The organism is Dehalobacter sp. CP, assembly GCF_047652685.1.
Lineage (GTDB): Bacteria > Bacillota > Desulfitobacteriia > Desulfitobacteriales > Syntrophobotulaceae > Dehalobacter.
In genome coordinates this window covers 658,952-684,004 of sequence record NZ_CP157399.1, presented here as the reverse complement: position 1 = coordinate 684,004, position 25,053 = coordinate 658,952, and the positions used below count along the sequence as shown (strand labels likewise).

Here is a 25,053-nt window from a genome sequence, read left to right as displayed (position 1 = left end):
GCAAATCTATGAAGGTTGTTTCCGCGTTTTAGTCAGTAACTATTCGTTTACTGTCGCATGCTTCGGTTTCGGCAAAGGATTGACAAAGATAAATACAATACTCGCTACTGCAAGTCCAATCATGCACCATACCATCGGCATCGCAAGCATATCTCCGGTAACAGCACCGACAAAAGAGATAAAGTAACCTGAAAAGAAAGCAAAGATATTGACGGCAGCCAACAAGACAGATGTACTGAGCGCGACTTCCTGGGGACTGGCAATCATGCCGGCGATCATATAACAGGCCGGCAATACGATAGAGAATGAAGCGCCGACTATACCCATGCCTATCGTAACGATAACGATATTTCCGGAATAGATGACCAGCGCATAACCAACCGCACCGAGCAGCAAGCCTAACGCCACGACATATTTCTTAATGGCTTTGAACAAAGGACCATAAACAAAGCCGCCACCCATACCGCCCAGGGTGAATACCGACAGCACCATACCGGCAACAGCAGGACCGCCTAAATTATTCTTTTGCAGAAATCCGGATATGAGGATGGCGGACGGGAATATTAAAATGATATAGATGCCGAGTAATAATGCTGTCAGCAAAATGCCTCCGCGAATTCTGACCTTTGGTTTCTCCGCTCCCGCAGGCTGTTCAACCTTGGGCGGTTCTGTCAGGAAGATCAGAACAAGGATCAAAGAAAGAATACCCAACGCGTGTGAATAGAAACTGTATTGCCAGCCGATTTCAGCCAGTGCGCCGCCCGCAAACTGCATGACGATCGCGCCCAAATTCATGACCATTGATCCGATTCCCAACATGGTTGCTCTTTTGTTACCCTCGTAGACACTGAGAACAAGCGCATTGCCCATAGGTGTAATGAAGCCGAAGCCTATACCGAATATAGCCCTTTCGATCAGAATGACGGTCATACTATTTGCAAATACAGGCGCAAGACCGCCTACAAGATAAAATAACATACCAATGATTATTATAGTTTTGTATTTAACTTTATTCCCTGCCAACGCACCAGCGATCAATGATGCCGGAATCATCAGCAAAGACGGCAACGTTGATATTAAGGCTATTGTCGACATGGGCACGTTGGGAAACGCCGCCGAGATACTGGCCAGTGCTGCCGAAACATTACCGGCCGACATGGTAATGACATATACCGACATAATTGCAAATGCGACGATAAACGGACTTTTCTTTTCTTTTTCTGATAGCATAATTTTCCCTCCATTTTATTGTTACATATATTTCAATGTAATTCTTGTTAGCTGTCAGCAATCTTTAGAACATACGGTATTTAAGCCACTCATCCCTCAATGCGCCCAATCGATCATCCCCAACGAAGACGCTGTTGCCACGTTCGTTAATAATTGAAGGCCATAAGAAAAATCCTGGTTTTTTGTACTCAGTCAAGCAACGCCTAACCTCAGCGCGGATCATCTCTTCGTCTGCGCCAATATAGGACGGGGGTCCCGACGAATCCCAACCGCCTTCAATTGCAAGCTGTCCCCGGTATTTATCAAGAATCCCGGCCAGATCATTCATTGGCTGCGCAGACTGCCAGACTCTCACACCTATTTCGACCATATCCGGAATAATCTCTTCGCATTTCCCGCAGTCATGAATATTGAAAAGCACGCCTCGCTTCGTCACAGCCTCCGCCATTCTTGCCCAATAAGGTTTTATAAGCTTTCTAAATGTCTCCGGGGACATGAACAATCCGCGCGCTGTAGCATTGTCATCTCCAAGACAATAAATATCCGGGTTGTAAGCATCGATTAATTTGTTAATATAGGCGATCTTATATTCGGTAACGGCTTCAAAAAAGTCCATGCACGCCTGCGGTTCCATCACAAGAGCGCAAAGTGCTTCTTCAAAGGTCATAAAAGACACCAGCCGCTGAAATGGTCCTAAGCCATCCATAATTTCAACGAGTTTCTCTTCCCCGCCACTCGGCGGCCTCCTATTTTTTTCCGCTTCAGCCATAGCCTTAAAGTCCATAGAGGCGACATCAGGGATTTTTACGTGTTTTTCCCATTCTCTAACGTCGTCAAACAACATAAATCCTGGCTTTGGTATACTGCCTTCTTTCGTTGCTACCCAAGGAACGCCAAAAATATCAGTACCATTTCTCATTAACGGCGCTTCCTGATCAAGAGAAGCCATACCGGCTAATTGAACATCTTCGTGAGAAAGCGGCACATATTCCGGCTTTCCGCCGTAGATAGATTCCAGCGCATTCTGTTTTGGGGTCATCATAATTTTCCCTCCGTCATATTAATTCTATTGTCGATCAGAGTTTCGAGTACCTTTTCGTCTAAATCACACGGATAATAGGTGAAGCGTTAACGGAGACAGTGAGTGCGTTAACGGCATCGACAATTCTCTGTTTCCCAAATTCGACGGCTAGAGCGATATCGCTGATTTTCGAAATATGTCATTCCTCCTTTGATTTTTCAGGCAATTTTTTTCCTGCAAGTCTAATATGTTTGCTGCATGACGTTATGATTCGCCATCCAGCATTACCTGTAAAATATTAGCACCAATTTCCTCTATACCACTTACGCAATAATAAATCGCATTTCCATTGATTTCACGCGCGTCTTTCTCCACCGCTTCCGCTTCTTCCGGACTCACAAGATCCGTTTTGTTTATAAGTACTGTATATGCGCGCTCAGCTGACCAATAATCAGATTCTCCAACGGAATGCGCAGCCGCTGCCAGCGGCCTGCATCAATGATTACAGTAATCTGAGCATTAACTCTAAGGTGTGTAGGTAGGGCCTCCGAGACATTACTCGGAAAAGCGACACCAGTTGTTTCAATGATAAGCCATTCAGGATCAAGTTCATTTTGTATTTCCCGAATCCCCGAAATGAGATCATTTGCCAATGAACAGCAGACACAGCCCGAAAAAATGTCTTTTACTTTATATCCGGTCGACCTCAATAATTGATCATCAATGCCAACTTGTGAAAAATGCGGATATTCAGTATAATTTAATAATAACCCGGTGTTGGCTTATATGCTATATATCGAAACGACAATTGTTGAGGTGTCTTTCATTTAAGAAACTGTATCGCGCGTACAGTGAATATCGGGAGGCTGTATGAAACTGAATATTTGGATGCTCGCACAATGGCTGAAGGAATATGACCCCATTCTGACCGTGACTGGCGGCGCTGATGAAATCGAGGGAATGCAGTTTTTGTCCAGTTTTGCCCCGAAGGGCCGTCGGCATATCTATATCGGCAGGGCAAAGGATTTTTTGAGCGGGAATACGTCCGAAGAAGTTTTGCTGACACATGGCAACGACGTCATCAGTTTACGGTCCTTGGATATGGACGAGATATCCAGCAAGATCATCGATTGCTTTGAGTTTTATAACAATTGGGAAAGTATGGTTTTTGAGAGCGCGCAGCTGGAGCATCCCGAGCAGCGCATAGTGGACGCCTGCAACAACCTGATTGGCCCGATCTTAATTGTAGACCTGAAGCTGAATCTCATTGCATATTCCAAAAACTATAAACCCGGTGAAATCAACCAGTTTTGGGACGAGTATATCCAATTGAACAAGTCCTCCCTAAAATCCATACACATGATGAATTCCAGCAATTCCATAAAGCTGATTCCCGTTCGGCATAATCGACTCGTATATGAGGAACCCGTGGCTGCGCCTTACTCCTACGGAATCATGGTCAGCTACTGCGATAAAGACGACAACCTGATTGGGCAATGCGTGTTATGCATGAATCACCCGATCACGCCGCGTGAGCTATGCCTGGCCAAAACGATCGAAGCTGCGCTTGCCTCGATCGCTCAGAACACGACTGGCAGCACTTTCATTAATTTCGCACAGTCGATCATATTCGAAGCCTTGTCCTCAGGGAGCCTGGCGGAATACAACCAAAAAAAGCTCATTGCACTGATGGATTGGGATGAGGATGTCTCTTATCAGGTGACCATTTGCAAAATAAACGGAGCGCCAACGAACGGCAACCTTATGACGTATCTCAGTGGCCTGAGCGAGTGCTTTAAAAAGACGATCGGTCTTATTTTTCAGGAACAGCTCGTTTTCTGTCATCAGGCGGACGCATTTGCAGAGGACCAGCTGTTATCGACAATTCCTGGTGCGATCCCGTTATTTGTAGGTGTGAGCCCCCAATTTGTCAACCTTGGAGAGGTGGCGATTTACCACAGGCAGGCATCAATCGCGGTAAAACGAGGAATTGAACAAAACAAAAGCTTGACACACTTTCGCGACTGCGCGATCGATGTGCTCGTTTTCGAACCGGACAGGGATTTCTGCCGCCATTGCGTCCATCCTGGGGTCCGGTACCTAAAGGATTACGACGACAAATATGGGACGTCGTATAGCCTGACGCTGCGCAACTACCTGCAGTCTGAGCGCAGTTATTTATTGACGGCTCAGCAGCTGTTTATCCACCGCAACACTGCTGTATACCGCCTTGAAAAAATCAATGAATTGTACCGTTTTAATCTGGATGACCCAGAGGAACGGGAGCATATTCTATTCTCCTTTCGCTTGCTTGGATACTAACGGATGATTTTGCTACGGTCGGGGACTGCGCACAGGCCCGCAATCTCGTGTTCGCAACTGGGAAGGTTTCTTCGTTGCGTTGCATCTGTAATCTTCTGACTTTTGCAAATAAGCGAGGACAGTCAGAGTGACCGTCCTCGCTTATTTGCATATTAAACACAATTGTGATGGAATCTCCGAAAACAGGAATTATCAGACGGCAAAATCACCCAAGAAGAATATGCCGAGTGGAAACTCAACTGGCCTGACACCACTGATGATTGCTGCAAATTCCAGCCCAAGAAAAATTGGAGAAAAACATAAAAACGTCCTCTGGAAATTCGTCGTTTCCAGAGGACGTTTTATCCTTCTGTAATTTGTAGGTGGTTACGAAGTTAGTATCAAATCAGCATCAACACTGATTTCGCCCTTTAAAATAATCAGTATTCTCAAGGCTTCCTGGACTTCGCGCCATTATTCCCACTCAATCGTTCCGGGGGGTTTAGAGGTAATGTCATAAACCACGCGGTTCACACCGTGGACTTCATTGACGATCCTGTTCGAGATGACTTCGAGCAGTTCGTACGGCAGCTTTGCCCAGTCGGCCGTCATCGCATCGTCACTCGTGACCGCCCTTAAGACGATGGGATAACCGTACGTGCGTCCATCTCCCATCACGCCGACACTACGGATAGAGGGCAACACCGCAAAGTATTGCCATACCTCCATGTGGAGTCCGGCTTTAATAATCTCTTCCCTGACAATTGCATCCGCTTCTCTTAAATAATCCAGCTTTTCCGGCGTGATTTCGCCGATGATACGGATTGCAAGCCCCGGGCCTGGGAATGGCTGGCGCCAGACAATCTCTTCCGGCAAGCCAAGTTCCAGTCCGACTTCCCGGACTTCATCCTTGAAAAGCATCCGTAAAGGTTCAATCAGTTCAAACTGCATATCTTCAGGCAGCCCGCCAACATTGTGGTGCGTTTTAATGGTTTCAGCTGTTTCGGTGCCGCTTTCTACAATATCCGGATAAAGCGTACCCTGTACCAGAAAATCAATCTGGCCTAACTTACGGGCTTCATCTTCGAACAGCCTGATAAATTCATTGCCAATCCGTTTGCGTTTTTCTTCCGGTTCGGAAATTCCTTTCACCTTAGCCATAAAACGTTCCGAAGCATCGACGAAATCCAGATTCAGGTGAAACTTTCCAATAAACGTATCCTTGACCTGCTCCGATTCATTCTTGCGCATAAATCCATGATCGACATAAATACAGGTTAGCTGATCCCCGATCGCTCTATGAACAAGTACTGCGGCGACAGAAGAATCGACCCCGCCGCTTAACGCGCATAAGACCTTTTTATCTCCGACTCTCTTCCTGATCTCCTGTACCTGGGATTCAATAAAGGATTCCATGGTCCAGTTGCCTTGGCAGCCGCATACCCTGTACAGGAAGTTTTCAAGCATTGCCTGTCCTTCCGGGGTATGTTTGACTTCCGGATGAAATTGAACGCCGTAAAAGTTCTTTTCCGGACAGTAGATTCCCGCAACCGGCGTATTGGGAGTAAAGGCAGCCCGGATGAAACCGGCAGGCAGTTCCAGAACTGAGTCCCCATGACTCATCCAACACTGACGAGCACCTTTGAGTCCGTGCCAGACCCCTTCATTATATTCAATCGTGATTTCTGTTTTCCCATATTCATGGGCCTGTGGTCTCTCCACACGTCCGCCAAGCTGTACGGTCATCAGCTGCATGCCATAACAGATTCCGAGGATCGGTATCCCCAGTTCATAGATTGCAGGATCAATGAAAGGCGCGCCCTCCTGATTAACACTGGCAGGACCTCCCGAGAAAATAATTCCTTTCGGGGCCATGGCTTTAATCTTTTCTATAGGGGTCTTATATGAAATCATCTCTGAATATACTTTTGCTTCTCTGACCCGGCGCGCAATCAGCTGATTATACTGTCCACCAAAGTCAAGAACCAACACCAGTTCATGTTCCATTTGCATCATCCTTTCAACATTTCAGTACTGAGAATTATGATATGATTTTTCTTAACTGGCAGTAAAATGGAGCAATCTCTTTTGATTTTATTTCTCATAAACCTCGGGCTTCAAAACGCCAATATACGTTAGGTTCCTGTACATTTCGTCATAATCAAGCCCATAGCCGACTGCAAACTCATTTGGTATCACAAAGCCATTGTAATCAGGCTGAATATCGACCTGTCTCCGCTCCGGCTTGTCCAGAAGCGTGACAATCTTGAGGCTTAAGGGTTGTCTCCTGAGAAGGTTTTCCTTCAAGTATTTCAGCGTAAGCCCTGTATCAACAATATCCTCAACAATCAGGACGTGTTTGTCTTCGACACTGGTTTCCAGATCCTTCAGCAGTCTGACGGCTCCTGAAGAACGGTTGGAGCTCCCATAGCTTGAAACGGCCATAAAATCATATCTCAACGGAATTCTGATTTGTCGGATCAAATCTGCAAAAAAAGGCACAGCCCCTTTAAAAATACCAATGGTCAGAAGATCCTTGCCAAAATATTCGTTGGTAATCTGTTCACCCAGTTCGGCCACCCTTTTTTTTAGCTGTTCCTCGGTTATCAGCACCTTCGCAATCTTTCTTTCCATTTCTACCACTCCATTAAGCTATTACCACTGAATTATATCACAAGTTGAATAGGATAAAAAAGAAGGTACTGCAAAAACTGCATACGAACAGCGTTTTTGCAGTACCTTCTTTTATGAAGCCAAACATTTACTCTGCCGTTTCAGGCGGCTGGATTGAAATCTTTCTTCCGATATCCTTAAATTCCAGGATCAGGGTCATCGGTTCTCCGGTTTCTTTGTTTTGCGCTCTCACTTCAACCTGCGTTACAGTTTTGGTGCTTCTGGTGATATAGAGCGTGTACTCAAAACTGGTCCATAGGGTTTCCATCATCTGATTCTGTACACTTGGTTTTAGCGTGCATACCCAGCATTTCTTGCTGTTTAGTTCTTTCTCTCCTTTAAGCATCACCTCACCGATCTCTTTCAACTGCAGACTGGCCAAAGGGTTAAGCTCCACCAGAAAGACTTTTTGGGCAACTGATACATCGCTGAATTTTACCCACGCTTTGCTGAAAGGGTCCTTGTTGTAGAGAACATCACCCACCTTAATCATTTCAACTTTGCTTCCCGCCAGCTGACCCTGAATCTGAATGTTTTCACCGCTCTTATAGCCGGTAATCCTCGTCAGTAACCGCGCTTTGCCATCCACTGTCTGCTGCTGCGTTAAAGCATAAGAAAATGAATTGGCTTTGTTCAGGTTTTCCAGGCCCAGGATAACCAGCTGCTGCGGATCGGGCTGACGCATTATGGTAATCATTCCTCCAATGACGAACAAAAAAATGATGATGGAACCAACAATAATTTTCTTTTTCATGCCTTGCCCTCCTGGCGGAGTTCTTACTTAATATTATGACCGGCTAAATCAAGGTATTACTGGTAATTCCTGTTTAAGCTGAATTATTGATTATACGATTGCATATTGGCAAATTCGAAATCAATGGATCAAATGCCGGGAGCCGCCATATCCACACCGGAAATTTGATGTCGGTGGCCGTTGTCTACGGTCGTGTAGAAATCCCAATTATGCGCATGCCATCCATTCTTTAGCGGAATTGAAGCGCTCGAAACAGCTTTGTAGTAATGCGTATGTCCATGCTCATACAAAACAAAATTTTCTGAATGATGAACATGACTATCACCGGTTGGAATAGCTATTCCCGAAATATCCAAGCATTGATGAGAATGCCCGTAATCGCAGGATGTATGCGTTGAACTTCCATGATTATGGTTTGGCGGGCTTTTCGCAGTTTTCACCATAAAAGATAACCTCCTCTTTCGATAAAATATTTTCAGAGGAGATTTTTTGAGCATATTCTATTCTTCCATTTTTAACCAAATAAGTATTTAAGGTGCCCTCCCGCTTTTTATATGACTAAATTAGTAGGCCAAGTTCCTCTGCAAAGTTTTTTTGCGAGGAAAGATTATTTGGCCATTCCTGACCTGTCCCCGAAAACAACGAAGATACCCAAAGACGTTCACCGAACTCTCTAAAAAGACCATCCATCTCGGGCAGTCTACTTAATTCTTAAGACAAACATTTTAAGTCTAAACTTGTATAACTAGCATATATACTACTACAAATATATTTAGAATAATAAATTTCTAAAGGTAAAGCAACCAATTCTTCTTGAGAGGAGGAATTGGACTATGACAAAACTCTATCAGACAATGATGATCATTTTTGGTTCCTGTTCCCTTCTTGTAAGCCTGATCGCTTTGATTATCCAAATAATTAAACTATGTATCTAATTAAAAACTTGCCTAGATCTAGCCTTATGTGTAAAAAGTAGCCGCCTACAAATCAAACTACTTTTTACACCAAGCAATATGGTTGCTTTACCCATCTATAGGGAAAATTCCTTATAGATTTTTTGTTCACAATTTTATTTTATGAGACTGATTAACCATTTATGATAAGGCATAAAAAGAAAGAGGCCTCCCAAAAGTTCAGCAAACTAATGAGAAACCTCTAACCGAAAGATTTATTTTACTCCCGTATTATCTCAGGAGAACATTTTTATCCTCCCAATGTTAGCAAATTGTTGGCACAAGTTATATTCGTATCCCTAACGCCTTGATATTCCAAAGCATCTTGGCGTTTTCTTACATCATGCCACCCATGCCGCCCATACCACCCATGCCGCCCATGGCAGCTGCCGGATTTTCTTTCTCAGGCAGGTCGCAGACGAGGCACTCTGTGGTTAAGAGCATAGCGGAGATCGAAGCTGCGTGCTGCAGAGCCGAACGGGTTACTTTCGCCGGGTCAACGATACCGGCTGCAATCATATCCTCATAAACTTCAGTCATCGCGTTGAAGCCTACGCCCCTAGAGCTGTTGCGGACTTTTTCCACAACGACGGAACCTTCGAGACCAGCATTATTAGCAATCTGTCTGACAGGCTCTTCCAGTGCTTTACGGATAATAGCCACTCCGGTTTTCTGATCGCCGGATACGTCAACGTTATCAAGTGCAGCAATTGCATCCAGATAAGTTGTGCCGCCGCCGGCAACAATGCCTTCTTCGACTGCGGCGCGAGTAGCTGCCAGAGCGTCCTCAATGCGCAGTTTCTTTTCTTTCATTTCAGTTTCGGTAGCCGCTCCAACCTGGATGACAGCAACGCCGCCGGCCAGTTTAGCCAGACGTTCCTGGAGTTTTTCTTTGTCATAGTCGGAGGTTGTTTCTTCAATCATTTTCTTGATGGATTCAACACGGGCACTGATAGCCTGTTGGTCGCCGTTACCATCAACGATGGTCGTTTCTTCCTTGGTTATTTTGACCTGACGACAGCGTCCGAGCATATCCAGCGAAGTATTTTCCAGTTTGAGGCCGAGGTCTTCAGTGATGACCTGTCCGCCGGTCAGAACAGCAATGTCTTCGAGCATCGCTTTGCGGCGGTCTCCAAAACCGGGAGCCTTAACGCCTACGGCCGTAAAGGTTCCGCGGAGTTTATTGACAATCAGGGTAGCCATAGCTTCGCCTTCCAGATCTTCAGCGATGATCAGGAGCGGTCTGCCAGCCTGAACTACTTTTTCCAGAACAGGAAGGATATCTGCAATCGCACTGATCTTCTTGTCGGTGATCAGAATGAACGGATCGTTTAAGATAGCTTCCATTTTATCGGTATCGGTGATCATATAGGCGGAAACATACCCGCGGTCAAACTGCATTCCTTCAACAACTTCCAGTTCAGTGGTCATGCCTTTGGCTTCTTCAACAGTGATAACACCGTCTTTGCCGACCTTTTCCATAGCCTCGGCAATCAGACTGCCGATCGTTGTATCGGAAGCGGAAATCGAAGCAACCTGAGCTATGGCTTCTTTGCTTTCTACAGTCTTGGCATTTGCTTTAACGTCAGCAACAATCGCTTCTACAGCTTTTTCAATACCGCGTTTGATTTCCATCGGATTGGCGCCGGCAGCAACGTTCTTCAGACCTTCACGAATAATGGCCTGAGCCAGAACGGTCGCTGTGGTCGTGCCGTCACCGGCTACATCGTTCGTCTTGGTAGCAACTTCTTTAACAAGCTGTGCTCCCATATTTTCAAACGGGTCTTCCAGATCAATATCTCTGGCGATCGTCACACCATCATTGGTGATTAACGGAGAACCAAATTTTTTATCCAAAACAACATTGCGGCCTTTGGGTCCCAATGTAACGCGGACAGCTTCCGCAAGCTTATTGACACCACGCTCCATGGCATGGCGGGCATCTTCGTTAAAAATGATTTGTTTAGCCACCTAAATGTTCCTCCTTTAATTCTATCAAAAAATACTTTCGAATGTTATCTGATAAGTAATACTAGGCTGTTACTTAGCCAATGACTGCCTGAATATCGGCTTCTCTTAAAATTAAATATTCGTTTCCGTCATATTTAACTTCAGTGCCGGCATATTTAGAATAAATCACGCGGTCGCCGACGTTAACTTCCATTGGGATTCTTTCACCTTTTTCAACTTTTCCAGGACCTACGGCAATCACTTCGCCTTCCTGAGGCTTTTCTTTTGCGGTGTCGGGCATAATGATCCCGCTCTTAGTTCTTTCCTCAGACGGAACCGCTTTAATAATTACCCTGTCAGCCAACGGTTTGAGTTTCATAAAATAATTTCCCTCCTTGAAACCTTTATATTTTTATATTCCGCTTTATTGTTAGCACTCAATCAAGATGAGTGCTAATACCTAGGTATAATAATATGCAACGTCTGGTAGTATTGCAACCCCATCCACGCATAACTACGGACGATTAGAATTGATTATCACTTATTTTCTTCATCAATCTTTAAATTGCTATAACGCTTAATAAATACGTTATATAGAATAACCGTAATTTTCCTTATTTATTCATTACTGTTAGCAGATTTTAATCAAGAAAATTTTCTCCTGTACGGATCCGGCGGAAGTACTCAACAGCGGTCACCCAGATGACGCCGTCGCCAAATTTACCGGTTAGGGCATTCTCCCTGATGGTTTCCTGAACGCTTTCACTTTCCGGATCATTGACAATGATTTCGAGTTTGACTTTGGGCAGCAGCCGGACGGATACTTCCGTTCCGCGGTAAACCTCGGTGATATTCCCTTTCTGCCTTCCCCAGCCAAGTACCTGAGATACGGTAATCCCGCTGATTCCCAAATTACTGAGCGCCTTTTCCACTTGGTCAAGTTTATTGCTGCGAATTACTGCCTCAATCTTTTTCATTCTAACCTCCCCAAAGCATTATTGGATTTTTTGTAAAATGAGTTCCCACTCCTGAGGCGTATTGACATTCAGGAAACTTTCCTCGATCATTTCCTTCAGCATGCTGCCTTCCATCTCCTCAGAAATATTCACGATCTTATGCCTGCATTCATCAGCAATATCAAAGAGACGCAGTTTGTCCTCTTTAATCCGTTTCTCGACAACTTTAAGCACATTTTTGTGGTAAAAGGCGTGCAGAGGATGTAGTCTGTCCCGAACATACGGGAAAACCAACTTATAATCCTCAATCCGTTCATAAATATAGGCAATGGCTTCACTGTTTAAGAACGGCATATCACAGGCAGCCACGAAGACATAGTCATACTTAGCCACCGGAAGGACGGAATACAGCCCGCCCATCGGCCCTTTACCTTTGATTTGGTCTGCAACCGCCTGATAACCGTATCCAGAATATTGTTCAGGCTCCCTGCAGCTGATCAGGACTTCACTACAGATACTGTCCAGCACTTCCAGATTTCTTTCCAGAAGCGGTTTTCCGCCTATCTCAAGGAATGCCTTGTTCTGGCCCATTCTTTTGCTTTCTCCTCCGGCAAATAGCACTCCTGTGATCTCCAGCTTTTTCTTTTCCACGCCCATCTACCTTCAAACATATTTAGACGTTACTATTTAGACATTCCCTGCGAAATACCTTCTAATACTTGTAAACCCTAAAATAATTATAATGGTATATCAGGTACTAAGTCTGTACTTAATAATCTACCATATTTTCAGTGGAAATTACATAAATTATTTTCCTCAATAAGCTGGAAGATCTTAAAAATTAACTATTTTATGTCTTAGAAAAATAGATTCAAGTTTGATTCCTCAGACTTGGCAAGCATTGTGGCAACGCCGCCGATTTCTACGCCATCAATCAGTTCTTCCTTTTTGATTCCCATCACATCCATCGACATGGAGCAGGCTACGATCTTAATACCCATTTTCATCGTATTGTGCAGCAGTTCTTCCAAACTATCAACATTTTTCTTTTTCATGACGTACTTGATCATTCTAGCACCCATGCCACCCATATTCATATTGGAGATAGGCAGTTTTCTTGGTCCGCGGGGCATCATGATGCCAAAGGCTTTCTCCAGAGAATCCTTGCTTACCTTAGGTGCGTCATATTTCTTAAGAATATTCAGCCCCCAGAATGTGAAGAACATCGTCACTTCTTTACCCATGGATGCCGCGCCGGTCGCAATGATAAATGAGGCAAGGGCCTTATCCATATTCTGCTCGAATACAATCAGCGTCGCGCCCTTGGGTTTTTCCTCCACTGCAACGTTTACGTTTACCTGCGGCTGGTCGGTAGGCTTCATGCTTCCTTTGCGCAGATAGGCTTTCAGATAATCCCCGTTTAATTCTGTTTTAAGCAGCGTATTGCCGGTCTTACTGCACCAGGCCTCAATATCCCTCGCAAAGCCGGGATCCGTAACCAAGATTTCCAGGACCTGGCCTTCTTCTAGGATTTTCATATTTTCAAATACCTGTTTGATCGGTCCGGGACACTGTAGACCACAACAGTCGATCACTTTATTCGCTCTGATTTTGGCTTCCGGGGATTCGGTAAAAGCTTTTCCGGTATCATCAACTTTTACCGCTCCTTTATCCTTCTTTTCAACCGCCCAGTAAACACTGGCATACGTCCGGAAACCTCCGTCAAGGTTAATCGGGTCATAACCATGTTGTTGAAGGATTCTAGCCGCAATATATCCCCTGAGGCCAATCTGGCACGTCAGGTAAACCGGCTTATCTTTCGGCAACTCCCCAAGTCTCTTTCTGAGCTCCGGAAGCGGGATATTGATTGACTCGTTGATCTTGCCCAGTTCTACTTCTTCAGGCTGCCTGACGTCAACCAAAATGTTTCCAGCAGCGACAATATTGTCGATTTCATGGTATTGAACAGTCTTGACCATATGATCCAGCAAATTGGCCGCAGCATACCCAATCATATTGACCGGGTCTTTCCCGGAGGAATATGGCGGTGCATAGGCCAGTTCCAGATCCTGCAGGTCATAAACCGTTAAATTGCCTTTGATAGCCGTCGCGATCACATCAATTCTCTTTTCTGCACCCTTGCGCCCGACGGCCTGCGCACCAAGTATTTTGCCGTCTTCAGTAAAGACCATCTTCATATCGAGCACTGTCGAACCCGGATAGTATCCGGCATGGGAATTCGGGTGAATATGAATGACCCTATACTGTATTCCCATTTTAGCTGCTGTTTTTTCATTGATACCTGTAGAAGCGGCCGTTAAATCAAATACTTTGGCAACTGAAGTTCCTAAAGTCCCGCGGTAAGGCTTACGGCTGCCATACAAATTATCGGCTAGAAGCCTACCCTGCCTGTTTGCCGGCCACGCCAGCGGTATATTTGTCGGAAGTCCTGTAACATAGTTTTTGACTTCAATTGCATCACCGATTGCATAAATATTTTCATCACTGGTCTGCAGATATTCATTAACCCGGATAGCTCCTCTTTCGCCGATCTCCAGACCGGCCTGAACGGCGAGCATGCTTTCCGGACGAACGCCGATAGCCATTACGATTAGATCTGCTTCAATCTCCTGGCTGCTCTGAAGATAGACCTTTGATCTTTCCAGCTTCACGACACTGTCCTTCAGAATCAGCCTGACACCTTTTTCGCGGAGATGCGTGTGTAGAAGGCTCGCCATTTCATAATCCAGTGAGGGTTGCACCTGATCAGTGGCTTCAACCAGACACACATCAAGGTTACGTTCTTTCAGATTTTCGGCCATTTCAAGGCCGATAAATCCGCCGCCTATAACGACCGCTGTTTTAGCCTGGTTTTGATCAATATAACTGTCAATGGCTTCGGCATCGGGAATTGTTCGAAGCGAGAATACCCTCGGGTTGTCGGTGATGCCCTCAATCCCTGGAACGATAGGACTTGCTCCGGGCGAAAGAATGAGTAGATCATAGCTTTCCTCATAGACGACACCTGTGGCGAGGTTTTTTACCTGAATCTTTTTATCCTGCCGGTTAATCGCGGTTACTTCTGATTTTATCCGGATGTCCAGATTGAATCTGTTGGTTATTCCTTTAACGGTCTGGACAAGAAGTTTATCCCGTCCTTTGATCGCGCCTCCAATATAATAGGGCAGTCCGCAATTCGCAAAAGAAATATGTTCACCTCTTTCGAATATAACGATTTCCGATTCTTCATCAAGTCTTCTTAATCTTGCAGCAGTGGTTGCTCCTCCAGCGACCCCACCGACAATCACAATTCTTTTATGCATTAGATAACGACCTCCTCGACCCTATATTATTGTTTATTTTTTTAGTTTTATTGCTTAATAATTCAAATTCAAAATATTTAGTATTGTTCGAAAAACATCAGGTGGATCAACCTTTTCACTAATGGATTCTGAACCGAGTAAAAGACCTCGAGTCCTTCGCGTCTACCCCTTATAATTCCCTTATTTCTCAACGCAGATAAGTGCTGAGAAATTGTCGACTGCGGAATACTCAGACAATTCTGCATGCTCATTACATTGCTTTCCCCATTTTCCATCAGGCCTTTGACAATGCAAAGCCGGACAGGGTGGGAAAGTACTTTTAATATATCCGCCTTTTCTTCGAAATAAACCGGATTATCCTTATAAGTCAACAAGCAAATCCCCTCCATATTCTTATATTTGTATATTAGGATATATCAATATATCTGTCAATTCTATCACTACCGTTATTCATTCTTTTCTTTCCTCTATCCGTAAATTCTATCTTTGAGATGCTAAAAAACCACACCTCCTACTGAAGATGCGGGGCGAATCATCATAAACGGGTCTGCTTCCCTATCCGAAACAGCTTATTCCTATGCAGCCTGCGCCAGCATGGGTTCCAATCACAGGACCCAGCGAAAATATCATAATTTCTTTTGGCGCATATTCTTTGAGAATGATCTGTTTAAATTCCTCCAGACTCTCAGGTGCTGCAGCCTGCGCAATACAAATTCTCTTATTATTTAAATCCACATGGTTGTTTTTTAGGTTCTCCAGAATCCAAAAGAAGGCTTTCTTTCTTCCTCTGGCTTTTCCTACGACAATGACCGCTCCGTCTTTAATAGAAATAATTGGCTTAATACCCAGGATACTGCCGGCAAATGCACTGGTCGCTGATAGTCTTCCGCCTTTTTTCAGATTCTCTAGATTGTCAATAACACCATAGAATTGAACCTGATCTTTCAGAATCTCAATTGTTCTAACAATATCCTCCGCACTTTTACCTGCAGCAGCCATCTCGGCTGCCTCAACGACCAATAGTCCAAGTCCGAAAGTAGCGCTATTAGAGTCGATTACATAGACTCTGCCCTTATTCATGATCTCCCTGGCCATTACAGCGGAATTATACGTTCCGCTCAGCTTGGAAGAAATAAAAATACCGATGATTTCATCGCCTTGGTCTACATGTTTGGTAAATTCCTCGACAAACTCACCCGGATTCACCTGGGCTGTCGTCGGCAGTTCTTTATGCCTTGCCATTTTGGCATAAAACTCTTCGTTGGTAATATCAACGCCGTCTCTATATTCCTCTTCCCCAAACAGGACTTTCAACGACACGACAGTAATGTTATATTTCTCTATCAAATAGCCGGGGAGATCACTTGTACTGTCCGTAATAATCCTAACTGACATTCTTTCCAACCTCCCGTGTCTGTGCAGCTTGCTCTGTTATTTTTCTCTTCTTTTCAAATTGTACTTGACCTTAAAATACCCGTTAATATTTTCGAGAGCCGAGACAAGTACTTCCATTTCCTCATCCGAAAGTCGGGAAATGGTTGTTTGGATCATTTCATCATGAAACCCGGCATGATGCTTATAAGCCTGTACACCTTTGTCGGTAAGAGAAACTAGCACAATCCGTCGGTCATCATCACTTCTGATCCGGTTCACATAGCCTTTCTGCACAAGGTTGTTAGCCGAAAAGGTCAGAGTCCCAATCGTAATGTCCAAGTCTCTGGCTACAGAAGACATGTTGCGCTTAGTGAGGCCAATTGCTTCAATCACATGTATTTCTGTGATAGAGAGGTCGCTGAATTCATTCTCCTTAAGGGACAGTTCTTCGATTTGGAGAATGTCGTTGAATAGTTTTACCAGGAGTTCATTTAAAGTCCCATAAAGATTATTCATAAAGCACCACTTACCATCATACTTCTTTGTTTGACGCTCAAACTAAATTAGTTTTACTATATGTCAGGCCAATGTTTTTGTCAATTCGAAATATATTTTTTAGGAAGAATTTTTAGAAAAATAAAACCCCTTGGATCATGAACATACCTCAGACAAGCCGAATAATATAAAAAGACAAGTCGATGCTGTGACACAAGAAGAAAGGGGACCATACAATGCTTCAACAGGTTATCCGTACGCAGGAAGTAGATTCGTCAGAGTCTTTCCCTGTCCTCAGATTGATCGGGGCAATTGCTGCCGCTGGTCTTGGGTTATTTTTAGTTGCCTGGCCTTCAATCGTTAACCCAATCGCGATTCTGGCCGGTCTGATCTTGCTGCTTCTCGGAGTCGTCATTTTCCGTTTGAGTTTCTAAAGGGATATGCAGTTTTTGCGGCTGTCCAAATATTTTTGGGGCAGCCCATGTTCCTCTTATCTTATTAAAGCCCTTTGGGCCCTATCTTCATCTTAAGAGGAGGAATTTCAATGTCATTGCTTTTCGATCAACGGTTGGGCGGCTGTTGCTGTAATCGTTACCCTTTCCCCCCTGGACCACCTTTGCCCCCTATTCCGCCTGTTCCACCACATCCACCTGTTCCACCGATTCCGCCAGTCCCCCCACCGCCTGTTATTGGTTTTATCCCGGGATTGATAGCCGGAGTTGTTTTAGCAAGTTTATTCCTTATTATTAACTTTTTTATCTTTTCTCCGGTATTAATCATCGCCTTCGTCATCTTGCTTATTGCATTGATCATTTTAGCCCTCAGATAAGCGCAGTTTCGGAATAGGGAACACAAACAGCAGCGTCTGGTCTTACGGAGGATTCCTTGCTAGGAACCCTCCTCTTTTAATATACACAAACCATGCCAAAGAAAGGACATTTTAAAAAGCGCCGGATTTGCAAGCAATTCAATAAATGACGGTCCATTCGTGGCCGTCAAAAAACTCTGGTATGTACGTCAGGTACAAAACCAGAGTTTGAATAACTGCACTAGAACTTTACTTGAAGTGTTTCGAGAACCTGATTGATCGGATTAATAATTGTACTTTGATTTGAGCCGGCAAATAGCAGACCTACAGCCCTGTTTCTGTGATCTACAACCAAGGATCCGCTGTCGCCCAGTTCAGACATTTTGGAAGCAATGATCTGTTTTTCAAATAACAGAATTCTACCTTCTCCATAATTGACTTTTACTGTTGAATTAATTGCTCTGATTTTGCCAATCGTTAGTCCTGTAGTTCTCCCTGATTTTTTTACCGTCATGCCAGGTGCGGCCTCAGTCACACCCGTAACTTTACCGATCTCCAATATTCCTGGGCTCACAGCGGCGGCACTTACCGGTTTGGCCACAGCGCAGTCCACGCAATTCGGATTAGGGTAAACATTTAATGCCGCATACCTTGCAAGATAACCGATAGCCTCATTTGAACCATCTATTCCTGCCGGTTGAGTAATTAGATCGTTGATCGAGGCCCGGGCATTGCGCATCATCGATGTATTGACCAAGACATGATTATTGGATAAGATCAGAGGATGGCTGCTTTTTTGATCATAGACTAACGCTCCAAAGGTTCCGGCTCCCCCCTGATAATGACCAATACTGACACCCGGGACTGCAGGTCTGACCAAAGAAGTCCTGCTGACCGCCGAAGAACCTCCCCGTTCTTTAATTAGCCATCTCCATAGACTCAGGAAGTCACCGGCATTTATTCTTTCTTTGGTTGTAGCTTTTGCATTAAAATTGGAAGTCAGGTTTTTGTGCAGGGTTTTGGGGAAATTTTTCGCGGGATTCCCCACGAGGTTTCGAAGGAAAACAACGAACCCTTGTGCTGCTGTGCGCCTGCCACTGGCTTCATTGTGAGCAAAAATTTCCCCAATTTCGATTACATCGGTGAGTATATTATTAATCAGATTTGGTACACATTCATTGTCCCTGAGTTCCGAGCGGGGAATCTTTTTCTCGACAAAAACAAGTAATGCTTCCGTTCCCGTCGGATGACCATTGGTTTCTTTAATCCCGTTACCAAAGCCTATGACTCCGGGCATTGCCAACAGTTCTTGCAGCTGATCGTTCATTGGACACCTTTCCTTTTTTCCATATCCTATGAGAGAAAAGGACAATCGGTGACAGGCTTCCGTTACTTCTCAACAATCTCTGAACTCAATCTTGCGTAACGGGCTGTAAGCTGTTCTGTCAGATTACTGCCCAGGATTTCTGTGATCAATGGGTTGACCAGGTTTAACAAATAGATCTTGGTCTTTTTGATGACAAGGTTTGGATCACGGAATTCTTTTTCTATCAGGCAGTTCTCCGTCAAAAGGTACTGGATAAAATCTTTGACTTCAGAAGCCGTTCTTCCTAGCTTGGTACTTAAATACGACCGAGCCCTGGTGGAAGCAACATAGGGCAATCTCATCTGCATCTCAGCAATCAATTCGATTCCTGTCGGAAAATCATCAACCGGCATATACTTGGCAGAATCCTTATTGAGAAGATTAAAGAAAACATCCAGACTTTCACAGTAAGGAATCAGCAAGTGATTGATTTTGTCTTTGACACCGATGATTCGGACTTCTTTCCCCCAGGCACGGATTCTTCGGATAATAGGCAGGAAATCGCCATCACTTGTAAATAAAAGAAACAGTTCTGCGGCTTTCGGTCTGGTCACCAGAATTTCCTGAACCTCCAGCATCAGTTCCGTATCGGCTGCATTTGCACGGATTTCGGTGTTCACATAGTTATTTTTCCCATAGACATGACGCGTGAAGATGTTTTTCTTTTCAAAGGCAGTTTGGGTCCTCCAGAATTCTTCCTTGTCAAAATTTGCATACAAATAGACGGCTTTTAGATCCACTCCAATATGATCCGCATAGTCCTCCAGGAGCTGAATAAACTCCTCGGGCATCAGCCTATAGCCGTATTCGTGAAGGCCTTCCCAGATATTTTCGTAATCAACAAATGCTATTGCCTTCAATGAAGATACCCCTTTTGCTCATTGTTCCTCTATCAATATATGTCTGCCTCGGACAAGGAGTGACAGGCTTATGTTTATCAAAAGTCTATGATTTTCTTTCTACAAAAAATAAGGTCTTCCCTCAGATTTAAACTCTGAAGGAAGACTTTTTTAGTTGGTGAGAAATTTTGTATTTTTTGCCTTTCATGCATATTCTTTAATATTTACCTTGATGATGCAATAATTAGCAACTGCCCGTATTGTTTTACTTCGAAATTCTAACTGCACACACCTTGTATTCGTACGTACCCGAGACCTTATCGCAAGCTGCGTTCGTCAAAACGTTGACCGGGGAGTCCACATAGTGGAACGTCATGAAGATCATTCCGGGCGGAACTTTGTCCGTTACCCTGACCTTTGTATCCACTTCGCCCCGGCGTGAGGAGACCCTGACCTTCTCACCGTCACAGACATTTAGGTTCCTGGCATCTTCAGGGTTGACCTCGGCGAATTCTTCTGCCGAATAAGCACTTAACACGTCTGAATAGCGCGTCGAGATGTTATAGTGGCTCAGTTTGCGTCCGGTACTGAGCAGGAAAGGATAATCCTTATCCGGCAGCTCATCCGAAACTCTGGCTTCAATTGGCATAAACAGCCCATTGCCCCGCGTGCAGCCATCCATATGCAGGATCGGGGTACCCGGATGGGTTTCACAGGTAACCGGCCACTGCAGGCCATGCGTTCCGAGACGTTCGTGCGAAATACCCGCGTACTGCGGCGCCAGTGAAGAAACTTCATTCATGATGTCTGCCGTTGAATGATAGTTGAAATCAGAGCCCATTCTGTTGGCAATGGCACTGATAATCTGCCAGTCTGGTTTGGCTCCTTCAGCAGGCTCAACCGCTTTGTTGACCATTTGCACGCGGCGTTCGGTATTCGTAAATGTTCCGGTTTTTTCCGCGTAGCTCACGCCGGGAAGCACGACATCGGCCAGTTTGGCTGTCTCGGTAAGGAAGATATCCTGGACAACCAGAAAGTCAAGTGCCTGTAATCCCTTGCGTACATGGTGGGCATCCGCATCCGTTGAAACCGGGTCCTCACCCATGATATACATTGCTTTCAGCTTCCCTTTAAGAGAGGCTTCAAACATATCCGGGATCATGTACCCTTTGTTCGGGTTTAAAGGTACTCCCCAGACTTTTTCAAATTTGTCTCTTGCTTTTTCGTCTTCCACTTTCTGATATCCCGGGAAGAAGTTCGGCAGCGCGCCCATATCACAGGCTCCCTGGACATTGTTTTGTCCCCGCAGCGGATTGACGCCGGAATTTTCTTTGCCAAGATTGCCGGTCAGCATGGCCAGGTTGGCCAGGGACATCACATTGTCCGTACCGGTGATATGCTCGGTAATGCCCAGTGTATAGAAGATCTGGGCACTTTCGGCTGTAGCATAGATCTCCGCGGCCTGATAAAGCAGTTCCTCCTGAACCCCGGTAACCCTGCTGACATACTCGGGCGTATATTTGGGAAGGATCACCTTCAGTCCTTCATATCCTTCCGTTCTTTTTTCAATAAAGGAACGATCTTCCCATCCCTGACTCAGAATGATATGCATCAGCCCGTTGACCAGCGTGATGTCTGTTCCGGGCCGCAGCCGCATCCAGACTTCGGCAAACCCGGTCAGCTCGATTCCCCTCGGATCGGCCACAATCAGTCTGCAGCCGTTGAGTACTGCCTGCTTGATCTTGCCGCCGATGACGGGATGAGCTTCAGTCGTATTGGAACCGATCACAAAAATAACCTTAGAATGGGGTATTTCACCAATTGAGTTCGTCATAGCTCCCGAGCCAAATGAAGTGGCCAGACCGGCCACAGAGGGAGCGTGTCAGGTTCGGGCGCAATGATCGATGTTATTGGTTCCGATCACTGCGCGCATCAGTTTTTGCATCAGGTAATTGTCTTCATTGATACAGCGTGCTGAGCTTAAAGCACCTAGCGAATCAGGACCATTTTCGGCCTTGATTGCCGTGAATTTCTCTGCGATAAGATCAAGGGCTTCGTCCCAGTCCGCTTCGACCAGTTCACCGTCTTTTCTGATCAACGGAGCTTGCAGGCGGTTCGGACTGTGGATCGTATCATATCCAAACCGTCCTTTCACACACAGTGCCCTGCCATTAACCGGTGCATCGGAACTTGATGTTACTCCGATCACTTTGCCGTCCTTGACGTTAAGGTCAAAATTGCAGCCTGTTCCGCAGTAAGGACACGTGGTCCGAACCTTTTTGATTTCCCAGGGACGTCCTTTGCCGATCATTTGTTTTTCAGTCAGTGCGCCAACCGGACAAACGGCCAGACATGAGCCGCAGAATACACAATCCGAGTCACCGTACGGCAGGTTAAAAGCAGGCCCGACCTGGGTTTCAAAACCGCGTTTGGAATAATCCAGAACATTATTGACCTGAATCTCGGCACAAGCCCTCACGCACTTGCCGCATAAAATGCATTTATTCATATCCCGAAAAATGAACGGATTGCTGTCATCCGGGTCAGAGCAACGTTTCTCTCCCTGAAAAGTATTTCCTTTAACCTGATATTCATAGGCATAACGGGAAAGATCGCAGTCGCCCATCTTTTCGCAGGTTAGGCAGTCAATATCATGGTTCGCTAAAATCAATTCCAGGATAATTCTGCGGGCTTCCCTAATTTCCGGTGTTGAAGTCCTTACGACCATCCCCTGTTGTACTTCCATCGTACATGCTGTAGCCAGGTTTCGCATGCCTTCTACTTCGACCATGCACAACCTGCAAGCGCCCCAGTTCGTCAGTTCGGGAGCATGGCACAGTGTCGGAACAGAAATCCCGTTTTTCCGGCAAGCTTCCAAAATCGTAGATTTTGCTGAGGCCAATACAGTTTTTCCGTCAATTTGGAGTTGAACCTTTTCCACACTCTCACTCCTTTTTCACTTTTCATCCAAGCAAACAATACAAATCACTCGACATTCAAATAAACGAATACCAGATCAGCCATTCCTAGGCTCATCTGGATAACCATTTGAAATACTAAGCTAAGCTGATTGCATTAAATTTGCATTTTTTCAGACAAGCCCCGCATTTAATGCATTTCTGCGTATCGATCACATAGGGTGTCTCTTTATCCCCGGTGATGCAGCCGACCGGACAGACTTTGGAACATTGCCCGCAGCGCTTGCATTTTTCATTGTCGACCGTATATTCCATCAGCGCGGTACAGGCATGTGCCGGACATCGTTTCTCAAAGATATGGGCTTCATATTCGTGGCGGAAATAGCGCAGTGTTGCGAGCAGTGGATTCGGGGCTGTCTGACCAAGACCACACAGTGATGTTTGTTTGATAACCTTGGCCAAATTTTCCAGCGTATTCAGGTCCTCAGCTTGCCCCTCACCCTTGGTGATCCGGACCAGGATTTCCAGAAGCCGCTTCGTTCCTTCCCGGCAGGGTGTGCACTTGCCGCAGGATTCCTTCTGGGTAAAGCTTAAGAAAAAACGGGCAATATCGACCATACATGTCGTATTATCAAGGATAACCAGTCCGCCTGAGCCAACCATTGCTCCTGCGGCGGTCAGATTATCATAATCGACTTCAATATCCAGCATTTCCTCGGGCAGACAGCCTCCGGAGGGCCCCCCGATCTGAACAGCCTTAAATTGGTTCCCGTCCTTGATCCCGCCGCCGATATCAAAGATGATGTCCCTCAGCGTGATCCCCATCGGCACTTCCACCAGGCCGGTGTTATTGACCTTGCCGGTCAGAGCAAATATCTTGGTGCCTTTGCTTTTTTCAGTGCCGAATTGCGTATACCAGTCTGCGCCATTCCGTAAAATATACGGTACATTGGCCCAAGTCTCGACGTTGTTAATATTGGTCGGTTTCCCCCAGAGACCTTTGACGGCAGGGTAGGGAGGCCTGACCGTCGGCATCCCGCGCTTGCCTTCGATGGAAGCAATCAGGGCCGTCTCCTCGCCGCAGACAAAAGCGCCTGCACCGGCTTTGATCTTTAGTTTGAAGTTAAATCCGGAATTCAGGATGTTATTGCCCAGTAATCCGTTTTCCTCAGCCTGGGCAATCGCGGTTTTAAGCCTGTCGATCGCGAGCGGATACTCGGCCCGGCAGTAGATATAACCCTCGTCAGCGCCAATCGCGTAAGCTCCGATCAGCATTCCTTCAATCACCGCATGCGGGTCTCCTTCAAGAACGCCCCTGTCCATGAACGCACCGGGATCTCCCTCATCTGCGTTGCAGATCACATATTTTTTCGTGCCCTCTGACTGGCGGCATAGACTCCATTTAAGTCCTGTCGGAAAGCCTGCACCTCCGCGGCCTCTCAAGCCTGATTTTTTGACTTCCTCCACAACCTCGTCCGGGCTCATGGTTTGAATCGCTTTGGCCAAACCTTTGTAGCCGTCTTTAGCGAGATAATGGCTGATTTCCTCCGGGTCGATCTTGCCGCAGTTATCAAGGATGATCCGTTTCTGTTTGGCAAATAAATTCACGGTCTCAAAATTTGCCGCGAGTTTCCCCGATACCGGATCCTCGTAAAGAAGTCTTTCGACTTTTTCATCACGTATAATATCTTTTTCGATGATTTCGGAAATGTCCTCCGCTTTAACCTTCGTATAGAAAGTCTTGTCCGGTTCAATGATCACGGTCGGCCCTTGTTCGCAAAAACCATGACAGCCCGTAGAGCGGACGTCAGCCGTATGGATGCCTCTTTCAGCCAATCCTTCCCTGAGTAGATCGATTAATGTCTGGGAACCCGAAGAAAAGCAGCCTGTTCCATTGCAGACCAAAACCTGCTTATTTTTCCTGTCTGGTTCCAGGATCAAAGACGTCAGTTTCTGCCTCTGCTGTTTGCAGGAAATATCGTCATGGCATAACGGCCCTTCCGTCCTGCATTGAACATAATCGGAACAGGGAGTGGATGCTGTATGATGACATTTTTCACAACACGGGTTCGCTAAAACCTTCATCGTTTCC

At 45.4% G+C, this 25,053-nt stretch carries 22 protein-coding genes and 1 pseudogene; 2 read left to right on the top strand and 21 right to left on the bottom strand.

All coding sequences use genetic code 11. The annotated features are described in order from the left end of the window. Positions 1–39: 39 nt before the first annotated feature. The 4 genes and pseudogenes from AAH944_RS03445 to AAH944_RS03430 all read right to left on the bottom strand — a co-directional run. The gene (locus tag AAH944_RS03445; protein WP_415536491.1) at positions 40–1,230 is read right to left on the bottom strand and encodes an MFS transporter; all 1,191 of its coding nucleotides are present in this window, start codon (positions 1,228–1,230) and stop codon (positions 40–42) included. A gap of 64 nt (positions 1,231–1,294) precedes the next feature. After that, positions 1,295–2,272, bottom strand: coding sequence for a uroporphyrinogen decarboxylase family protein (locus AAH944_RS03440; RefSeq protein ID WP_415536489.1), 978 nt, complete (start codon positions 2,270–2,272; stop codon positions 1,295–1,297). 243 nt (positions 2,273–2,515) lie between these two features. Beyond that, positions 2,516–2,650 carry a hypothetical protein gene (locus tag AAH944_RS03435; RefSeq protein WP_415536487.1) on the bottom strand — a complete coding sequence of 45 codons (135 nt, stop codon included), beginning with the start codon at positions 2,648–2,650 and terminating at the stop codon, positions 2,516–2,518. A 14-nt stretch (positions 2,651–2,664) separates the two neighbouring features. Beyond that, a pseudogene (locus AAH944_RS03430) lies at positions 2,665–2,979 on the bottom strand (GTP-binding protein); the annotation flags it as partial. Positions 2,980–3,121: 142 nt separating this feature from the next. Here AAH944_RS03430 and AAH944_RS03425 point away from each other — a divergent pair. Further along, a complete protein-coding gene (locus AAH944_RS03425; RefSeq protein WP_415536485.1) occupies positions 3,122–4,573 on the top strand; it encodes a PucR family transcriptional regulator in 1,452 nt (483 codons plus the stop codon). A 453-nt stretch (positions 4,574–5,026) separates the two neighbouring features. On the opposite strand, the gene guaA is transcribed toward AAH944_RS03425, so the two are convergent. From guaA to AAH944_RS03365, 12 genes are all read right to left on the bottom strand, one after another. Next, the gene (gene guaA, locus AAH944_RS03420) at positions 5,027–6,559 is read right to left on the bottom strand and encodes a glutamine-hydrolyzing GMP synthase (protein WP_415536483.1); all 1,533 of its coding nucleotides are present in this window, start codon (positions 6,557–6,559) and stop codon (positions 5,027–5,029) included. Between the two features lie 87 nt (positions 6,560–6,646). Next, on the bottom strand, positions 6,647–7,186 hold the full coding sequence (gene hpt / locus AAH944_RS03415) for a hypoxanthine phosphoribosyltransferase (protein ID WP_015043658.1): 540 nt from the start codon (positions 7,184–7,186) through the stop codon (positions 6,647–6,649). 127 nt (positions 7,187–7,313) lie between these two features. Then, complete coding sequence (locus tag AAH944_RS03410; RefSeq protein WP_415536481.1) at positions 7,314–7,979, bottom strand: hypothetical protein; 666 nt, start codon at positions 7,977–7,979, stop codon at positions 7,314–7,316. 128 nt (positions 7,980–8,107) lie between these two features. After that, positions 8,108–8,422 carry a YmaF family protein gene (locus AAH944_RS03405; RefSeq protein ID WP_415536479.1) on the bottom strand — a complete coding sequence of 105 codons (315 nt, stop codon included), beginning with the start codon at positions 8,420–8,422 and terminating at the stop codon, positions 8,108–8,110. An 846-nt stretch (positions 8,423–9,268) separates the two neighbouring features. After that, positions 9,269–10,903 carry a chaperonin GroEL gene (gene groL / locus AAH944_RS03400; RefSeq protein ID WP_019225298.1) on the bottom strand — a complete coding sequence of 545 codons (1,635 nt, stop codon included), beginning with the start codon at positions 10,901–10,903 and terminating at the stop codon, positions 9,269–9,271. 73 nt (positions 10,904–10,976) lie between these two features. Beyond that, a complete protein-coding gene (gene groES, locus AAH944_RS03395) occupies positions 10,977–11,261 on the bottom strand; it encodes a co-chaperone GroES (protein WP_015043663.1) in 285 nt (94 codons plus the stop codon). 262 nt (positions 11,262–11,523) lie between these two features. Further along, a complete protein-coding gene (locus AAH944_RS03390; RefSeq protein WP_415536476.1) occupies positions 11,524–11,859 on the bottom strand; it encodes a P-II family nitrogen regulator in 336 nt (111 codons plus the stop codon). An 18-nt stretch (positions 11,860–11,877) separates the two neighbouring features. Next, positions 11,878–12,495 (bottom strand): molybdenum cofactor guanylyltransferase, encoded by a 618-nt coding sequence (locus tag AAH944_RS03385; RefSeq protein ID WP_287895898.1) that lies wholly within the window; start codon positions 12,493–12,495, stop codon positions 11,878–11,880. A gap of 200 nt (positions 12,496–12,695) precedes the next feature. Further along, positions 12,696–15,161: a CoA-disulfide reductase gene (locus AAH944_RS03380; protein ID WP_415536473.1), complete on the bottom strand. Its 2,466-nt coding sequence runs from the start codon at positions 15,159–15,161 to the stop codon at positions 12,696–12,698. Between the two features lie 77 nt (positions 15,162–15,238). Beyond that, positions 15,239–15,535 (bottom strand): ArsR/SmtB family transcription factor, encoded by a 297-nt coding sequence (locus AAH944_RS03375; protein ID WP_415536470.1) that lies wholly within the window; start codon positions 15,533–15,535, stop codon positions 15,239–15,241. Between the two features lie 181 nt (positions 15,536–15,716). Further along, entirely contained in the window at positions 15,717–16,556 is an 840-nt protein-coding gene (locus AAH944_RS03370) for a DegV family protein (protein ID WP_415536468.1), read from the bottom strand. A gap of 36 nt (positions 16,557–16,592) precedes the next feature. After that, a complete protein-coding gene (locus AAH944_RS03365) occupies positions 16,593–17,051 on the bottom strand; it encodes a MarR family winged helix-turn-helix transcriptional regulator (protein WP_021315348.1) in 459 nt (152 codons plus the stop codon). Between the two features lie 215 nt (positions 17,052–17,266). Here AAH944_RS03365 and AAH944_RS03360 point away from each other — a divergent pair, with 215 nt between their 5' ends. After that, positions 17,267–17,464 (top strand): hypothetical protein, encoded by a 198-nt coding sequence (locus AAH944_RS03360; protein ID WP_015043670.1) that lies wholly within the window; start codon positions 17,267–17,269, stop codon positions 17,462–17,464. Between the two features lie 157 nt (positions 17,465–17,621). Here AAH944_RS03360 and AAH944_RS03355 read toward each other — a convergent pair whose 3' ends face one another. The 5 genes from AAH944_RS03355 to nuoF all read right to left on the bottom strand — a co-directional run bounded on the left by AAH944_RS03355 (position 17,622) and on the right by nuoF (position 25,046). Then, entirely contained in the window at positions 17,622–17,843 is a 222-nt protein-coding gene (locus AAH944_RS03355) for a hypothetical protein (RefSeq protein WP_025206043.1), read from the bottom strand. 236 nt (positions 17,844–18,079) lie between these two features. After that, positions 18,080–19,165, bottom strand: a complete 1,086-nt coding sequence (locus tag AAH944_RS03350; protein WP_415536466.1) for a hypothetical protein — start codon at positions 19,163–19,165, stop codon at positions 18,080–18,082. A 62-nt stretch (positions 19,166–19,227) separates the two neighbouring features. Further along, positions 19,228–20,064 (bottom strand): NYN domain-containing protein, encoded by an 837-nt coding sequence (locus AAH944_RS03345; protein ID WP_415536464.1) that lies wholly within the window; start codon positions 20,062–20,064, stop codon positions 19,228–19,230. A 244-nt stretch (positions 20,065–20,308) separates the two neighbouring features. After that, entirely contained in the window at positions 20,309–22,984 is a 2,676-nt protein-coding gene (fdhF, locus tag AAH944_RS03340) for a formate dehydrogenase subunit alpha (protein ID WP_415536462.1), read from the bottom strand. Between the two features lie 115 nt (positions 22,985–23,099). Continuing rightward, positions 23,100–25,046, bottom strand: a complete 1,947-nt coding sequence (gene nuoF, locus AAH944_RS03335) for an NADH-quinone oxidoreductase subunit NuoF (RefSeq protein ID WP_415536460.1) — start codon at positions 25,044–25,046, stop codon at positions 23,100–23,102. Positions 25,047–25,053 lie beyond the last annotated feature (7 nt).

Coding starts and splice junctions, on each gene's coding strand:
- AAH944_RS03445 (WP_415536491.1), bottom strand. CDS start 1,230: ATGCTATCAGAAAAAGAAAAGAAAAGTCCGTTTATCGTCGCATTTGCA.
- AAH944_RS03440 (WP_415536489.1), bottom strand. CDS start 2,272: ATGATGACCCCAAAACAGAATGCGCTGGAATCTATCTACGGCGGAAAG.
- AAH944_RS03425 (WP_415536485.1), top strand. CDS start 3,122: ATGAAACTGAATATTTGGATGCTCGCACAATGGCTGAAGGAATATGAC.
- guaA (WP_415536483.1), bottom strand. CDS start 6,559: ATGGAACATGAACTGGTGTTGGTTCTTGACTTTGGTGGACAGTATAAT.
- hpt (WP_015043658.1), bottom strand. CDS start 7,186: ATGGAAAGAAAGATTGCGAAGGTGCTGATAACCGAGGAACAGCTAAAA.
- AAH944_RS03410 (WP_415536481.1), bottom strand. CDS start 7,979: ATGAAAAAGAAAATTATTGTTGGTTCCATCATCATTTTTTTGTTCGTC.
- AAH944_RS03405 (WP_415536479.1), bottom strand. CDS start 8,422: ATGGTGAAAACTGCGAAAAGCCCGCCAAACCATAATCATGGAAGTTCA.
- groES (WP_015043663.1), bottom strand. CDS start 11,261: ATGAAACTCAAACCGTTGGCTGACAGGGTAATTATTAAAGCGGTTCCG.
- AAH944_RS03390 (WP_415536476.1), bottom strand. CDS start 11,859: ATGAAAAAGATTGAGGCAGTAATTCGCAGCAATAAACTTGACCAAGTG.
- AAH944_RS03385 (WP_287895898.1), bottom strand. CDS start 12,495: ATGGGCGTGGAAAAGAAAAAGCTGGAGATCACAGGAGTGCTATTTGCC.
- AAH944_RS03380 (WP_415536473.1), bottom strand. CDS start 15,161: ATGCATAAAAGAATTGTGATTGTCGGTGGGGTCGCTGGAGGAGCAACC.
- AAH944_RS03370 (WP_415536468.1), bottom strand. CDS start 16,556: ATGTCAGTTAGGATTATTACGGACAGTACAAGTGATCTCCCCGGCTAT.
- AAH944_RS03365 (WP_021315348.1), bottom strand. CDS start 17,051: ATGAATAATCTTTATGGGACTTTAAATGAACTCCTGGTAAAACTATTC.
- AAH944_RS03360 (WP_015043670.1), top strand. CDS start 17,267: ATGCTTCAACAGGTTATCCGTACGCAGGAAGTAGATTCGTCAGAGTCT.
- AAH944_RS03355 (WP_025206043.1), bottom strand. CDS start 17,843: ATGATCAATGCAATAAGCAAGATGACGAAGGCGATGATTAATACCGGA.
- AAH944_RS03350 (WP_415536466.1), bottom strand. CDS start 19,165: ATGAACGATCAGCTGCAAGAACTGTTGGCAATGCCCGGAGTCATAGGC.
- nuoF (WP_415536460.1), bottom strand. CDS start 25,046: ATGAAGGTTTTAGCGAACCCGTGTTGTGAAAAATGTCATCATACAGCA.